Annotated in this window: 13 protein-coding genes and 1 pseudogene; 7 read left to right on the top strand and 7 right to left on the bottom strand. The window is 64.8% G+C overall.

Annotated features, from left to right (window positions below):
• The first annotated feature begins 6 nt into the window (after positions 1–6).
• The 7 genes and pseudogenes from pcaD to IP89_RS18860 all read left to right on the top strand — a co-directional run bounded on the left by pcaD (position 7) and on the right by IP89_RS18860 (position 5,564).
• Complete coding sequence (gene pcaD / locus IP89_RS18895; protein ID WP_043311225.1) at positions 7–795, top strand: 3-oxoadipate enol-lactonase; 789 nt, start codon at positions 7–9, stop codon at positions 793–795.
• Positions 796–817: 22 nt separating this feature from the next.
• Positions 818–1,219 carry a 4-carboxymuconolactone decarboxylase gene (gene pcaC / locus IP89_RS18890; protein ID WP_043311224.1) on the top strand — a complete coding sequence of 134 codons (402 nt, stop codon included), beginning with the start codon at positions 818–820 and terminating at the stop codon, positions 1,217–1,219.
• Between the two features lie 632 nt (positions 1,220–1,851).
• The gene (locus IP89_RS18885; RefSeq protein ID WP_043311223.1) at positions 1,852–2,460 is read left to right on the top strand and encodes a DUF6088 family protein; all 609 of its coding nucleotides are present in this window, start codon (positions 1,852–1,854) and stop codon (positions 2,458–2,460) included.
• Between the two features lie 584 nt (positions 2,461–3,044).
• Positions 3,045–3,332 (top strand): helix-turn-helix domain-containing protein, encoded by a 288-nt coding sequence (locus IP89_RS18875; RefSeq protein ID WP_043311221.1) that lies wholly within the window; start codon positions 3,045–3,047, stop codon positions 3,330–3,332.
• A gap of 160 nt (positions 3,333–3,492) precedes the next feature.
• Positions 3,493–4,269, top strand: a pseudogene (locus IP89_RS18870) (radical SAM protein); the annotation flags it as partial.
• An 82-nt stretch (positions 4,270–4,351) separates the two neighbouring features.
• Positions 4,352–4,957, top strand: coding sequence for a DUF4823 domain-containing protein (locus IP89_RS18865; RefSeq protein WP_043311219.1), 606 nt, complete (start codon positions 4,352–4,354; stop codon positions 4,955–4,957).
• A 37-nt stretch (positions 4,958–4,994) separates the two neighbouring features.
• On the top strand, positions 4,995–5,564 hold the full coding sequence (locus tag IP89_RS18860) for a DUF1285 domain-containing protein (protein ID WP_043311218.1): 570 nt from the start codon (positions 4,995–4,997) through the stop codon (positions 5,562–5,564).
• Between the two features lie 29 nt (positions 5,565–5,593).
• Here IP89_RS18860 and IP89_RS18855 read toward each other — a convergent pair whose 3' ends face one another.
• Genes IP89_RS18855 through IP89_RS18825 form a run of 7 tightly spaced genes read right to left on the bottom strand, consistent with a single transcriptional unit; the run spans position 5,594 to position 12,457 of the window.
• Entirely contained in the window at positions 5,594–5,959 is a 366-nt protein-coding gene (locus IP89_RS18855) for a VOC family protein (protein WP_043311217.1), read from the bottom strand.
• An 18-nt stretch (positions 5,960–5,977) separates the two neighbouring features.
• Positions 5,978–6,595 (bottom strand): hypothetical protein, encoded by a 618-nt coding sequence (locus IP89_RS18850; RefSeq protein WP_052081136.1) that lies wholly within the window; start codon positions 6,593–6,595, stop codon positions 5,978–5,980.
• 23 nt (positions 6,596–6,618) lie between these two features.
• Positions 6,619–8,247, bottom strand: coding sequence for a BatD family protein (locus IP89_RS18845; RefSeq protein WP_043311216.1), 1,629 nt, complete (start codon positions 8,245–8,247; stop codon positions 6,619–6,621).
• Entirely contained in the window at positions 8,244–10,010 is a 1,767-nt protein-coding gene (locus IP89_RS18840; protein ID WP_043311215.1) for a VWA domain-containing protein, read from the bottom strand. The genes IP89_RS18845 and IP89_RS18840 overlap by 4 nt, the downstream gene beginning before the upstream one ends.
• Positions 10,010–11,029: a VWA domain-containing protein gene (locus IP89_RS18835; protein WP_043311212.1), complete on the bottom strand. Its 1,020-nt coding sequence runs from the start codon at positions 11,027–11,029 to the stop codon at positions 10,010–10,012. The genes IP89_RS18840 and IP89_RS18835 overlap by 1 nt, the downstream gene beginning before the upstream one ends.
• Positions 11,022–11,519: a DUF4381 domain-containing protein gene (locus IP89_RS18830; RefSeq protein ID WP_043311211.1), complete on the bottom strand. Its 498-nt coding sequence runs from the start codon at positions 11,517–11,519 to the stop codon at positions 11,022–11,024. Before IP89_RS18830 ends, IP89_RS18835 begins: the two co-directional genes overlap by 8 nt.
• Entirely contained in the window at positions 11,516–12,457 is a 942-nt protein-coding gene (locus tag IP89_RS18825; RefSeq protein WP_043311210.1) for a DUF58 domain-containing protein, read from the bottom strand. The genes IP89_RS18830 and IP89_RS18825 overlap by 4 nt, the downstream gene beginning before the upstream one ends.
• Positions 12,458–12,471 lie beyond the last annotated feature (14 nt).

Raw genomic sequence — 12,471 nt, 5'->3', positions numbered from 1 at the left:
CTTTGCATGCCTGCCGTACAACTCGCCGGTGGCGAACTGAATTACGCGCTGGAGGGCCCAGCGGGGGCGCCGGTACTGGTGCTGTCCAATTCCCTCGGGACCGATCTGCAAATGTGGGATGCGCAGATACCGGCTTTTACCCAGCACTTCCAGGTGTTGCGCTACGACACTCGGGGTCATGGGAAGTCCTCGGTCAGTGACGGCCCCTATAGCATCGAGCAATTGGGCGGCGACGTGCTGGCATTACTGGACGCACTTAGTATCACCAAAGCTAGTTTCTGTGGCTTGTCCATGGGAGGCCTGATCGGCCAGTGGCTCGCGATCAACGCTCCTGAACGCATCGAGAATCTGGTGCTGTGCAACACCGCGGCAAAAATCGGCACTCCCGAGATTTGGAATCCGCGCATCGACATGGTTATGTCCGGTGGAGCACAGGCCATGCGTGACCTGCGGAATGCCTCCATCTCGCGCTGGTTCACTGCAGATTTTGCTGAAGCCGAACCGGCGAAGGTGGAGCCTATCGTTGGCATGCTGGCGCAGACCTCTCCTGCCGGTTATGCCGCGAACTGCGCTGCTGTGCGTGACGCAGACTACCGCGAGAACCTCGGCGGTATTCGCGCCCGGACTCTGATCGTCTGTGGCAGTGGTGACCCGGTAACCACAACTGAAGATGGTCGCTTCATGCAGGCGCGTATCGCCGGCGCCGAACTAGCCGAATTTGATGCCGCCCATCTATCCAACGTGCAGGCCGGGGATGCCTTCAGTCAGCGAGTGCTGGCTTTCCTGACTGCCTGAGAATGCCTGCGAGGATTACCTAATGGACGAGAAACAACGCTATGACGCTGGTATGCAGGTTCGCCGAGCTGTGCTGGGTGATGCCCACGTAGATCGAAGCCTGCAAAACCTCACGCCGTTCAACGAAGAGTTCCAGGAAATGATCACCCGGCATGCGTGGGGGGATATCTGGACTCGCCCAGGCCTGCCACGCAATACCCGCAGCCTGATCACCATTGCCATGCTCATCGGTATGAACCGAGAGGGTGAGCTGAAGCTGCATCTGCGGGCTGCAAAGAACAACGGTGTGACCCGCGATGAGATCAAAGAAGTGCTGATGCAGAGTGCCATCTACTGCGGTATTCCTGCCGCGAACGCAACGTTCCATCTCGCCGAGGAAGTGTGGGATGAGCTCGGTGTGGAGTCTCTCAGTGCAGGCTCTTGACCGCCTTAATGAGATCCTCTGAAGGCGTGCGTCGGGGCATGCACCGGGTGTCCGTAGATGCTTACTTCAAACTAGATTGATGTGATCCCCGTGACCCTATCCGATGCAACTTTGGCCCTTATGCTTTCAGCAAGAATTCATGGCACTGACTCAGCGGTGGTGGCCACCGCAAAGCGATGTGCTCAGCGTCTGCCGAGGAGTAAACGCCGCTCGATGTTTTCACTCATCAACAGCCCAGAGCCGTTGAAGCTGGTTGCCTACGTAACGGAACACCTCGACCTGGATTGACTGAGGTCCAACTGGAGACTCTTGGGTAACGAGCGTAAGAATGAAAAGCCCCGCTAAAAGCGGGGCTATCAGAAATAGAGGCCCCCGAAGGGGCGACGGCATCCTTGCCGTAGGGAAGGTCGTAGGGACCTGCCGCAACATTAGCCGACCGCAGAGCTAGGTCAATCTGTAATCGGAGCTTTCAGCTCCACACTCGACAGATTTGCGACATCACGCACGAATGCTAGTGGCTATCTCGAGCCGAAATTGAGAGCTTGCCACCGCTGCGGTCTAGCCGAGGCTGGAGCCGTGAGTTGTTCAGCTATATCTTTCTTAGCTCCAGAGCTAGCTGATTTCTACCAGCCATGTCTGTCGCAGAAAAAATCTCGCGTCGAGTCAAATTCATGCCAAAGGGGCGTCCTTTTTTGCGCACCCTTTTTGCCTCCGAGGGTAGCCGTTCGGCTGTCGATAAGGTTCTTTCCCGCCTTGTAAACGCAGGGGTGCTGGAGCGCGTTATCCGTGGAGTTTACATGCGGCCAAAGCAGGTCCAATTCGTTGGGGCTGTTCGGCCGGACGCGGTGACCGTTATGAAGATGATCGCCAAGGCGAGAGGCGAGACGATCGAAACTCATGGTTGTGAGGCAGTTCGTAGGTTTGGCCTGAGCACCCAGATGCAGGTATTGCCGACCTATTACACAAGTGGGGCGTCCCGCGAGATTCGTGTAGGTAAGGGGCGGGTGCGCCTGCTGCATGTTTCTCCTGAGCGCTTAAAGCATGCAGGAACGAAGGTTGGGATGGCGCTCAATGCCTTCTACTACCTTGGCAAAGAGGGCCTGACTCTCGAGGTGGGCTCCAAGATCCTTGATCAACTCAGCAAGGAAGAGCTGGCTAAGCTTCTCGCCTGCAAGATGCCCAAGTGGATGCGGATTGCAGTAAATGCTATTGAACGTGCACATCCAGTGGATCTGACATAAGGCTTCTCCATCCCTTCGGCGGAGGCATCCAATCATTCTCTCCTTGGGCGCTTGGTCAAGTGCGCCCAAGGAGCATTGCAGCTGAAAACACCACTTCGGTTTCGATCAAAGACTCTCTGTCATTTGAGCAGTGCATTGAATAGCTGACGCCGTTAGCGACCTTGTACAGGTGGCCTGGGACACCATCTCGGCGATCTTTAACCACACAGATCTCCTCTAGCGGTTCCATCAACCACCTGGATTGACCGTTTAGATGAGGCGGGGTTACCAGTTGCACCTGCTCCACCCAGGCAAGGTTCGATTGCGAGTCGACGATGTCTCGCAGGTCCTGAGCGGTGTTAAGCATTAGCGTGCTCTGGTAGGCCGTCCGACGGATGCGTCGGACAATCTGCAGATAGAACCATGGCCAGGCGATCTCCTGCTCAACATGTCTCCAATGCTGCTGTGTTCCAGCGTGGCCTGGGAGGTGTAATTCAGCGCTACGGTACGTAATAAACATGGATCTGCACCTGAAAATGAGTCCTATAGATTGTAGCCCTATAGGACTCATAGAGGTTCTATCGTTCCTTTTGCGGAGTTGGCAAATGGAACTGAATACGGCATTCGGGCTAGCGCTTAAGCAGATTCGTATGCAACAGGGCGTGACCCAAGAGGACTTCTCCGGTATCAGCAGTCGGACCTATCTAAGCGTCTTAGAGCGGGGACTGAAGGGGGCAACCATTGAGAAGCTTGAGCAACTGGCCGGCGTGCTCAATGTGCACCCAGCAACCATCCTCATCTCTGCCTACCTAATCAAGGACTCCGAAGAGAGTTACCAAGAGCTTATCAATCGGATTGGCGCTGAGCTGGAAGCCCTCAAAATGCCGAGCTAGAACGCAGTGTTGCGTCCCTTGAAGCCAAAAAAATGGCGAGAAGATTCTAGGACTTGGGTCGGGCATTCATCCTAGAGTGAATCCTAGAAATAAGTGTTATAAATCAATAAAATACAGCTTGTTGTTTGGCTTTTTTGGGTGAGTGGGGGTAACTACGCCCGAGATGTACACCCAGCCGCAGAAGAAATTCCGCGCCCGCGATGAAGAGCAGGTGCTGGAGGAGATCCGCCGCGCCGGCGAGCGCCTGATCGTGCAGCGGGTGTTCCTCGCCGACGGCGACGCCCTGGTGCTGCCGACACGACGCCTGTTGAATATCCTCACTGCCATTCGCGAGCACATGCCCGAGGTGGAGCGGGTCTCCAGCTACTGCCTGCCGCGCAACCTGCGCAAGAAGTCGGTGGAAGAGCTCAAGGAGCTGGCTGACGCGGGGCTGAAGATGGCCTATGTCGGCTGCGAGTCGGGTGACGACGAGGTGCTGGCGCGGGTCAACAAGGGCGAGACCTTTGATTCCAGCCTCAGCGCCCTGGGCAAGCTCGGCCAGGCCGGCATCACCCGCTCGGTGATGATCCTCAACGGCCTAGGCGGCACCTCGCTGAGCGAGCAGCATGCCGACAACTCGGCGCGCCTGATGAACGCCGCACAGCCGGAATTCCTCTCCACCCTGGTAGTCAGCTTCCCCACGGGCGAGGAGCGTTTCCGCGCCGGTTTCGAGGGCTTCCAGCCGCTCGGCCAGCAGCAGCTGTTCCTCGAGGTGGAGCGCCTGCTGCAGGGCCTTGAACTGCAGGATACGGTGTTCCGTAGCGACCACGCCTCCAACTACCTGGTGCTCAAGGGTAACCTCGGCGCGGACAAGGCCCGCCTGCTGGCTCAGGTGCGCCAGGCCATCGAGCGGCCGCAGAGCGCGCATCTGCGCCAGGAGTGGCAGCGCGGCCTGTAGGCTGCGCTGTGGCCAAGGTTGGCGCGGAAGCTGCTATGTCTCTCTATCCGCCGGTTTTCCGTCACCGGCAGGGAGGAAACCAATGCGTAGCTTGATCCTGTTGCTGGCGCTCTGTGCGCTCGGCGGCTGCATGAAGGTCAGCGACATGGCCGCCGGTACCGAGTACCACTTGCGCGATGCCGGTGTGCTCGACCGCAGCGATACCCGCCGCTCCGCCTCCTGGCGCCTGCAGCCCGACTCGTTCGTGTTTATCGCCCAGGGCCACTACGTGCCGCCGGGTGATGCCCGTCCGCGGCCCAACGTGGTGGCCGAGGAGGCCTTCAAGGCCTTCGTCGAATACTTCCCCCTGGTGCGCCGCGCGAGCAAGCCCGAGGGCCTGGACGAGGCCATGAACGAGGCGCGCATAGCCGGCGCCCACTACCTGCTGTACACCCGCTTCGCCGACGCCGACGACCGCATAGGCACGCTGGAGGAGTGGGAGGACCAGGAGGCGCTGGACCGCGTCGGCGTGGACTCGGGTGTGATCCAGCTGATGCTGATCGAGACCAGCACTCGTTACCTGGTGGATACCGCGCGAATTCGCAATCACGGCGGATTTCTGACGTTTTACGATAACCAGCCCATCGATCAGCTGCGTGCGCCCTTCGAGCAATATGCCCGCACCCTGTTGGGTGTGAGCGCACGCTAGCCGCCATACTCGAGGCGGGCAGAGGAGAACAGAAGCAATGAGTGATCCGGGCAAGGCCGGCGACCTGCTGGCACAGATTCCCAAGGGCGAGGGCAAGGGCCTGCCGCCGGTGCACCTGTGGAACCCGGATTTCTGCGGCGACATCGACATGCGCATCGCCCGCGACGGCACCTGGTACTACCTGGGCACGCCGATCGGGCGCAAGCCGATGGTCAAGCTGTTCTCCACCATCATCCGTCGCGACGACGACAAGTACTTCCTGATCACCCCGGTGGAGAAGGTCGGCATCATCGTCGACGACGCGCCGTTCGTGGCGGTGACTTTGCAGGTGGAAGGCGAGGGTGAGGCGCAGGTGCTGCGCTTCACAACCAATGTCGACGAGGAAGTCGAGGCGGGCGCCGAGCATCCGCTACGGGTCGAGATCGACCCCGCGAGCCAGGAGCCTACGCCCTATCTGCATGTGCGGCGCAACCTGGAGGCGCTGGTGCATCGCAATGTGTTCTACCAGCTGGTGGACCTGGCGGTGGAGCGGGAAATCGACGGCCAGACCTGGCTCGGCGTGTGGAGCGCAGGCGAGTTCTTCCCGATCGGGCCGCAGCCGGAGTAGCGCGGCTACGGCGGTGTCTCAGTAGCGGCTCAGATGTTCTGCGCGATATGCCAGAGCACGCCGCTGGGGTCGAACAGCACGAACTCGCGCATGCCCCACGGCTGGTCCACTAACTCGCCCATGCGCACCTCGAAGCGCTCGGCCACGCCAGCCTCGCTCAGGTGGCGATGCCAGGCCGCCACATCCTCCACCAGCAGGTGCATGACGAAGTTCTCGGCCTGCTCGCGCACATAGAAGTTCTGCAGCATGAAGCTGCTGCTGCCGTGGTGCATGTAGGCCATGTTGTCGTCGCTCCAGGGCATGTTGAAGCCGAGCGCCTGGTAGAAGTCCCTGGAGCGGGCGAAGTCCTTGGCCGGCACGAAGGTCTTCAGTTCCACGGTGGTGAGGTTGCTCATCGTCGGTCTTCCTTGGGATCAGTACAGGTCGGTGCGCTTGGCAGGCTTTATCGCCTGGATGAAGCTGTAGCCCAGGCCGATGTCGGTGACCACGCGGGTGCACATGGCGGGGATGGCGATCAGCGCGTGGATCAGCATGGCCACTGCTGCGTAGGCGCCGAACTCGACGGCGCGCAAGGGCAGGGGAAGTGGATCGCGACGGCTTTCCAGCAGCTCCTGGCGTAGTGCCGGCAGGTCGGCCCAGTGCTCGCCGTCGATCTTCTCGCGCATGCTCAGTGGGTACAGGTTGCGGCTGCGACAGCCACGGCGGAAGGCGCGCCACATACGCCGTGGCTCCAGCACCAGTCCGGTGGAGAGGGCGATCAGGTTCATGGTGCCGAGTAGCGGCGAATTGAACATCGACCCCGTGCCCAGCTCCCAGGCACTGACCTCGCCCTCGCCGATGCGCCCGGTGCTGTAGCCGGTCGCGACGTGGTGCAGGTCGTGGTACTTCAGGTAGATGTGCCGCGTCTCGATGTTCGGCAGCGGCACCAGCAGGCAGCCGGTGTACACCGGCACCGTGCAGGCCTGGCGGTCGGCGGTATCGCTGAAGCCGCAGCGCCGGTAGAAGGCGGCGAGTTCTTCCTTGAGAGTCATGGCGTCCGTCCTGGGTCAGGGTGTCAGCGTGGGTACAGCGGCGGCAGCGGGCTGGGCTCCTGCGGGTTGGCAGCGGCCTCCAGCGCCGGCAGGCTGCGAATGGCCTTCCACAGGCTCTCGCCCTGCCACTGGTGGCCGGTCTCGCTGTATAGCGCGCCGTTGAGGCCGTCCATGGCGTCGGACAGCGGCGCGAAGCGTGCTGCCATGTCGGCCAGGGTTTCCGGCTGCTGGCGCGCCCAGGCGTCCAGCGCCTGGCGCGTGGCCTGCGGGTCGTTGGCCAGGCAGGCACGCTTGAGGTCGTCGAGCAGGGTGCGCGGGCTGGGGCCGGTCTGCGCGGTGGGCAGGATCGCCGGCTGGCGCCGCGCATGCCACCACAGACCGAAGCCCAGCACGGTGGTCAGGGCGAGAATGGTGCAGGCCAGCTGCCAGGGCCAGAGCAGCGCGCCGCTCTGTTCGCCGAGGACGGGCTGGCCGCCGACCGGGGCCTCGACCTCCAGGCTCGGGTTGCTCGCTACCTCCAGCGTGCGTGGCACTAGGCTGGCGGTTTCCAGGCGATCTTCCACGGTGTTCCACCACAGCACCTGGACTTCCGGCAGGCCGACGCGGCCGCTCTGGCTCGGTACCAGGGCCTCGCTCTCCTCGCGGCTGCCGATCAGGCCCTTGTCGTTGATCTCGTTGCGCTGCTGCGGCTGGTCCGGATAGCGGCGCAGGCCGGCGCTGTCCTGGATCGGCAGTGGCGGCAGCTGCGAGCTGGACAGGCCCTGGGCGCGCAGCATGATGCTGCGGGTCAGCGAGTCGCCGACGCGGGCCTTGTTCGGCTCCGGGTTCCAGGCCTCGGTCAGGGTCAGCTCGCGTGCCGGCAGCCATGGCGCGTCGGCCGGCCAGCTGGCGGGGCGTGGTTTGACGGTGAGCGGAATCGCCGGCGATTTCACCCGGGTCAGGCGGCCCGGACGCGGACCGAACGGGTTGTAGTCGCGGTCGCGGATCGCCGGCGTGGCACTGAATTCCTGCGAGGGAATGCTCAGCTCGCCACTCTGCTGCGGGAAGATCGCGTAGCGCAGCTCGATCACGCCGTGGCGCACGCCGTTGACGTCGGTCTCGAAGGTACGCGGGTCGCCCAGTTGCTCGACGCGGGCGTTGGGCATGCTCAGGGGCGTCAGGCTGCTGTCGTCGTACAGCGACACCGAGTGGTAGATGCGCAGGGTCAGCACCACCTGGGCCTGCACGTAGACGCTCTCCTGGTCCAGGCTGGCGTCGATGAAGATCGGCGCCAGCTGGCCGTTGCCGCCGGTATCGCCCTTGACCACCTGCAAGGTGATCGGCTGGCTCTGGTCGGCGCCCAGCTTGAGCGGCGGCACCACCACGAAGCCGGTCTGCTGTGGCAGCAGGGTGATGATCCAGCGCGTGCTGGATCGGGCCTTGCCAGCCAGGGTCGAGAGCTGGTTCTCCTGGCGGGTGCTGATCACCTCGAACTGCTGCTTGAGCGGCTCCAGGTCCGGCATGCCGAACTCGGTGGCATCGTCGGATTCGAGGATCAGGTCGAAGGTCTCGCCCTCGTTGAGACGAGCACGGTCGACGGTGGCAGAGAAATCGGCGGCCCAGGCCTGCATGCCGAGCAGGCAGAGGAGGAGGGCGCAAAGCAGGCGATTCATCGGGGTTGTTCCTGACGCTGCTGTTGTTCGTAGAGGAATTTGCGCCGCAGCAGCTCGCCCGGATCGTCGGGGATCTGCCGCAGCCATTGTTCCAGCGCATCGCGCTGTTCGCCATCCAGCGGCTGGGCGGTGGCCTGCGTGGGTTCGCCGGGCTGCTGGGTGGCGTCCGCGGGTTCGGGCTGGCCCTGTTGCTGGCCTTGCTGCTGTTGCTGCGCAGAGTCCTTGGGCTCTTGCGGCTGGCCATCCTGCTGCTGCTGGGTCTGCTGCGACTGCTGCTTATCGGTGTCTTTGTCGTCCGGCTGCGGCTGGCCGGCAGCGGACTGCTGCTGGTTCTGCTGATTCTGCTGCTCTTGCTGCTGGCCCTGGTCCTGCTGCTGCGCTTGCTGTTGCTGCTGTTCCTTCTGCTGACGCAGCAGCTGCTCGACCAGCGCCTTGTTCTGCTGCGCGGCTTGCAGTTCGGGGTCGCGCTCCAGGGCCTGCTCGTAGGCGTCCACTGCCGCCTCCAGCTCGTTGCCCTTGGCCAGGGCGTTGCCGCGGTTGTAGTGGGCGATGGCGCTGTCGACCCTGGAGAAGCGTTCGGCTGCGCCGGCATAGTCACCGGCGCGATACAGCGCCTCGCCCTGCCATTGCGGGTCCTGGAAGTGCTCGGCCGCTTCCTTGGGTTTTTCCGCCTGTAGCAGGCGCTGGCCCTGCTGGTCCGGGCGCAGCCACAGGTCGCCCCAGCCGAAGGCGTAGCTGGGCTGCGGCGCCAGGCACAGCAGTAGTGGCAGGCAGAACAGCCAGCCACGCCGTCCAGCGCAGGCGGCGATCAGCAGCAGTGGCAGCAACAGCCAGTGGCCCTGGTCGGCCCAGGCCGCCAGTTGGGTCGGTTCGGTGCCGTCGCGCAATTGCTCCGGTCCGTCGAGCAGGTCGAGGCCCTGCAGGTCGCTGTCGTCCAGGCGCAGCGTGCGGTAGCGGCCGCCCAGCTCGCCGATGAAGCTGCGCAGGCTGGCGCTGTCCAGGCGTGGCACCAGGATGGCGCCGTCGGCGCCCTTGACCAGGCTGCCGTCTTCACCGCGAATCGGTGCGCCCTGGGCGGTGCCGACCCCCAGCAGGGCCAGGCGCTCGCCGCGGTTGCCGAGGGCGCGGCGGATGCCGTCGCGCTCGCTGCCGTCCAGCTCACTGCCGATCAGCAGCAGGCGGCCGCGCCCTTGGGCGCCATGGTCGAGCAGCTGCAGGGCGCGTTCTACCGCCAGGTCGGCGCGGCGGCCGGGCTCGGGCATGATCGACGGCTTGACCGCTTCCAGCAGGTTGCGCGCGGTAGATAGATCGTCGGACAGCGGCACCAGGGTATGGGCGCTGCCGGCGAAGACGATGATCGCGGTCTGTGCGTCGCTGCGCGCCTGCAGCAGGTCGAGCAGCTTGCGTTTGGCCTGCTCCAGGCGGTTGGGCGCGGCATCGGTGGCGAGCATCGCCGGCGTCAGCTCCAGCAGCACCACCAGCGGGTCGGCGCGCTTCTGGCTGGCCTGTTCCAGGCGCTGCCAGCTGGGGCCGAGCAGGGCCAGCAGGGCCAGTAGCCAGGCCAGGCCGAGGGCGATCCACGGCAGTTTGTTGCTGCGCGTGCGCCCGCCGGAGAGCAGCACCGCCTGGAACGCGGCTGGCAGCAACAACTGCCAGCGTCCGCTGCGTTTCTCGCGGTGCCACAGTTGCCACAGCAGCCAGCCGAGCAGCGGCAGCAGGAGCAGCCAGAAGGGGCGCAGCCAGTGTGGCCAGAGCATCTCCATCAGGCCTGCCCTCCGAAGCGCGCGAGCAGCGCCTGCCAGTGCTGCGGCCACAGCTCGCGGGCGATCAGCAGCAGGCTGATCAGCAGCGCGGCGGCCAGCGGCCAGGGGTACAGGGCTTGAGCTGGGCGTGCGCGGGTCGGCAGTTGGGCGGCTGGCTCCAGGCGGTCGAGCGTCTCTTCGATCTGCTGCAGCTCTTCGCTGGTGCGGGCGCGGAAGTAGTTGCCGCCGGTTTGCTCTGCGATGGCGATCAGCGTCGGCTCGTCCAGATCGACGCCTGGGTTGAGCCCGAGCATGCCCATGATGCCGCTCTGCTGCGGGTCGGCGCCGATGCCGATGGTGTAGATCTTCACCTGCTGCTCGGCGGCCAGGCGTGCGGCGACCTTGGGTTCGATCTCGCCGCCGTTGTTGGCGCCGTCGGTGATCAGCACCAGCACGCGGCTGTCGGCCGGGCGCTGGCGCAGGCGTTTGACCGCCAGACCGATGGCATCGCCGATGGCGGTCTGCGGCCCGGCGATGTTGATCAGCGCCTCGTCCAGCCAGGTACGCACGGTGTGGCGGTCGAAGGTCAGCGGCGATTGCAGGTAGGCGCGGCTGCCGAACAGGATCAGACCGATGCGGTCGCCGCGGCGATCCTCGATGAAGTCGCCGAACAGCTTCTTCACCAGCTCCAGGCGCGGGATGTCTTCGCCTTCCCACTGCATGTCGTCGTGGTCCATGGAGCCGGACACGTCCACCGCCAGCAGCAGGTCGCGGCCACTGGTGGGCAGCGGCAGCGGCTCGCCGACCCACTCGGGGCGGGCGGCGGCGATGATCAGGAACATCCACAGCAGCACGAACGGCGCCTGCTGGCGCCAGGCCGGCAGGTTGGCGCGGGCGCGGCGGCCGCTGAGGCCTTCCAGTTCATTGAGGAAGCTGACCTTGAGCGCCGCCTCGCCGCTGTCCGCCGCCGGCAGCAGCAGGCGCAATAGCCAAGGCAGCGGCGCGAGCAGGATGATCCACGGCCAGGCGAACTCAAACATGCTTGCGAATCCAGGTATCGACGGCCTGGTTGAGGCCGTTGATGGCCTTGTCGTCGAGGCTGCAGTGGCTGCGGTAGGTACCTTCCACCAGGATCATCCAGCGGGTCAGGCCGGCGGCCGGGCAGCGGCTGTCGAGGAAGGCCAGCCAGGCGCGGCCGCTGAGTACGTGGCTGTTGTCCGTGGGGTAGTCGGCGCGGGCCAGGCGCTTGAGCAGGGCGTTGAGCTGCTGCAGCCAGGGGCCGGCGTGCTGGCCGTCGTAGGGGCGGACCAGGCGCGCCAGCTCGGCGAGCGCGGCCTGGCGTAGAGGGTCGAGCGGCTGTTCGGCCTGCAACGCCTGCTGCTGGCGGCGCGGCAGATAGCGGCGCAGGTACCACAGGCCCCAGAGCAACAATGGGATCAGCACCAGCAGCGCCCACCAGCCGGGCGCCAGCGGCCACCAGGAGACTGGCGGCGGGGCGATGGTCGGCTGCAGCTGGTCGAGCGGGTTCATGCGCGCTTGCCCGCCTGCGGGCCGCTGAGGTGGTCGCGCAGCTGCTCGACCAGATCCTGCGCGGTGCTCAGTGCCAGCAGCGGCACGCCGAGCTTCTGCGCCAGGCGCTGCCAGCGCGCGCGGCGCTGTTCGGCCAGGCCGCCGTAGGCCACGCGCAGGTCATCGCCACGGGTATCCAGCTCCAGCTGCGCGCCGCGCTCGACGAAACGCAGCAGGCCGGCGCTGGGCAGCTCGTGGTCGAGCGGATCGGACACCGGCAGCAGGATCAGGTCGGTGTGCCGCGCCAGCAGGCTTAGCTGCTGCTCGGCGGAATCGTTCAACGTGCGCTCGTCGCACAGGATGATCACCAGGCTGCCCGGGCGCAGCACCTCGCGGGCGCGGCGCAAGGCCAGGCCGAAGCTGTCGCGCTCGCCGGTGGCGTCCGCGTGCAGCGCCTGGTTGGCGCGGGTCAGGCGGTTGAGCAGCTGCAGCAGGCTCTGCTTGCTGCGCCGCGGTTTGATCTCGTGGTGCTCGGCGTCGCCGAACACCAGGCCGCCGATGCGGTCGTTGTGCGCCAGTGCGGCCCAGCCAAAGAGGCTGGCGGCCTGGGCGGCGAGCACCGACTTGAATTGCAGGGCCGAGCCGAAGAACAGCCGGCGGCTCTGCTCGACCATGATGAAGATCGGCCGCTCGCGCTCCTCGTGGAACATCTTTGTGTGCGGTTCCTGGGTGCGTGCGGTGACGCGCCAGTCGATGGTGCGTACGTCGTCGCCGGCCTGGTACACACGTACCTGGTCGAAGTCGACGCCGCGCCCACGCAGCTTGGAGTGGTGCAGGCCGATCAGCGGGCTACGCCGGGCCGGGGTGGAGAACAGCTGCACCTCGCGCACGCGGTGGCGCATCTCGATCAGCTCGGCGAGGCTGACACGGATGCCCGGTGGGGTCGGCTGCACGTGCATGGAAAGGGCTCGCC

The organism is Pseudomonas sp. ML96 (assembly GCF_000761545.1).
Classification (GTDB): domain Bacteria; phylum Pseudomonadota; class Gammaproteobacteria; order Pseudomonadales; family Pseudomonadaceae; genus Aquipseudomonas.
This window is presented reverse-complemented; position numbering and strand designations above follow the sequence as displayed.

What these genes read in the sequence shown, in the direction of transcription:
- IP89_RS18885 (WP_043311223.1), top strand. Translation starts at nt 1,852, where the DNA reads ATGTCTGTCGCAGAAAAAATCTCGCGTCGAGTCAAATTCATGCCAAAG.
- IP89_RS18850 (WP_052081136.1), bottom strand. Translation starts at nt 6,595, where the DNA reads ATGACTCTCAAGGAAGAACTCGCCGCCTTCTACCGGCGCTGCGGCTTC.
- IP89_RS18825 (WP_043311210.1), bottom strand. Translation starts at nt 12,457, where the DNA reads ATGCACGTGCAGCCGACCCCACCGGGCATCCGTGTCAGCCTCGCCGAG.
- pcaC (WP_043311224.1), top strand. Translation starts at nt 818, where the DNA reads ATGGACGAGAAACAACGCTATGACGCTGGTATGCAGGTTCGCCGAGCT.
- IP89_RS18865 (WP_043311219.1), top strand. Translation starts at nt 4,352, where the DNA reads ATGCGTAGCTTGATCCTGTTGCTGGCGCTCTGTGCGCTCGGCGGCTGC.
- IP89_RS18840 (WP_043311215.1), bottom strand. Translation starts at nt 10,010, where the DNA reads ATGGAGATGCTCTGGCCACACTGGCTGCGCCCCTTCTGGCTGCTCCTG.
- IP89_RS18875 (WP_043311221.1), top strand. Translation starts at nt 3,045, where the DNA reads ATGGAACTGAATACGGCATTCGGGCTAGCGCTTAAGCAGATTCGTATG.
- IP89_RS18830 (WP_043311211.1), bottom strand. Translation starts at nt 11,519, where the DNA reads ATGAACCCGCTCGACCAGCTGCAGCCGACCATCGCCCCGCCGCCAGTC.
- pcaD (WP_043311225.1), top strand. Translation starts at nt 7, where the DNA reads ATGCCTGCCGTACAACTCGCCGGTGGCGAACTGAATTACGCGCTGGAG.
- IP89_RS18845 (WP_043311216.1), bottom strand. Translation starts at nt 8,247, where the DNA reads ATGAATCGCCTGCTTTGCGCCCTCCTCCTCTGCCTGCTCGGCATGCAG.
- IP89_RS18835 (WP_043311212.1), bottom strand. Translation starts at nt 11,029, where the DNA reads ATGTTTGAGTTCGCCTGGCCGTGGATCATCCTGCTCGCGCCGCTGCCT.
- IP89_RS18860 (WP_043311218.1), top strand. Translation starts at nt 4,995, where the DNA reads ATGAGTGATCCGGGCAAGGCCGGCGACCTGCTGGCACAGATTCCCAAG.
- IP89_RS18855 (WP_043311217.1), bottom strand. Translation starts at nt 5,959, where the DNA reads ATGAGCAACCTCACCACCGTGGAACTGAAGACCTTCGTGCCGGCCAAG.